At 46.6% G+C, this 1306-nt stretch carries 2 protein-coding genes; both read left to right on the top strand.

From position 1 onward, the window contains the following. On the top strand, window positions 1-261 hold a 261-nt coding region (locus tag IQ211_RS19310), incomplete at its 5' end, for a phage tail tip fiber protein (RefSeq protein ID WP_193836481.1). Continuing rightward, a partial coding sequence (locus IQ211_RS19305) for a hypothetical protein (protein WP_193836480.1) occupies window positions 258-1306 on the top strand: 1049 nt, incomplete at its 3' end. The genes IQ211_RS19310 and IQ211_RS19305, both read left to right, overlap by 4 nt.

Raw genomic sequence — 1306 nt, 5'->3', positions numbered from 1 at the left:
TTTATGGTGGTTAAAAATGGACAGTTGTTTGTCAGAGAGGCGTTTATTGATATGGCGAATATCAGGCAACTATTGGTTGGACTGGATATTAAATCCACGAATTACATTCCCAATCAGCGGGGCTTTCGGATTGACGCTAAAACTGGATACATTGAGATAAACGGTTCAGGAAATGGTTACCGGGTGCAGATCAAAGATTCAGGCTGGTATATGTTTGACAACAACGGCAGGGCAATCATTGAACTGGGGGAATTCTTATGAGTGGTTACGGGCTAAAAATTGTCAATCCACACGATGGGACCAGCTTTATTTTTAATGAGAAAACAACACCTGCCAGCCTGGTATGGACTGATTATGTCGCCAAAAATACACAGGGGATTCATCAAAGCCCGACTGACTGGCGGCATTATGAATGGGAGTGTCAAATCAAAATCCCGGTGGGCTATCAGGCACATGTCTATCCCGTTGGGTTCACAGAATTTCATCAAGATCGCTCAGGAAATGGATTCAGATTAACGGGGTTTTCTGAGCGAATTCGGTTCTCTCAGAATGGGGAAAACGTCATCGTCGATGGCCTGAGTTTACAGAATGTTTTTGATAATTGGCTCACGGAGCTGATAAAAATTATCGCGTACCCGCTGATGTTGGGTGGCAGGGCGGGATTAAAAATATTAAACAACAGTAATTTTAATACCAGCGTTCCGCCTGCCGGATTTGGTTATGTTTCCCATAAAGCGCGTGTGTATATACAGGGGCGATTTAACCCGGCGTCAATAGATCCCAGACTCAATTACGGAAATTGTCTGATGTTTTTTTACAATGAAGACCCGGCGTGCATGTTGGTTCACCGAGAAGGTTATTACAGCTGTAACAGGTACGATGGCGGTGACAGGGCGGGGTGGTATCGGGTTGTGGTTTTTTCTGACATCGGCGTTAAGGAGCGGCTCGAAGGTAAGGGATATGGCCTTAAACTTAGAAACAAGGACGGGGTTATTACCTTTAACTCCGGCGTTGGTGTGCTGACCAAACCCGTAAGTCTGGATGTCAGCAACAGAAAGCTGGGTGACATCATCCCCACAGCGGGGATACAACGCCCGATGTTGGTGCCTGCCTGGATAGGACATCATCTGTGGATGGACGGGAGTACCGCCTACAGCCGAGATTTGTCACTGACCTGCAATGGGGAGGGGGCGTTATTTGTTGGTTCAGGAAGGAGCGCATACCATAAGGCGAGCCAGTGGGGAACGACCAACTATACCACAAAACAACCCATTCTTATCTTGGACGCTGCCAGTTATTTCAATTT

The organism is Xenorhabdus griffiniae, assembly GCF_015163655.1.
Classification (GTDB): Bacteria; Pseudomonadota; Gammaproteobacteria; order Enterobacterales; family Enterobacteriaceae; genus Xenorhabdus; species Xenorhabdus griffiniae.
This window is presented reverse-complemented; position numbering and strand designations above follow the sequence as displayed.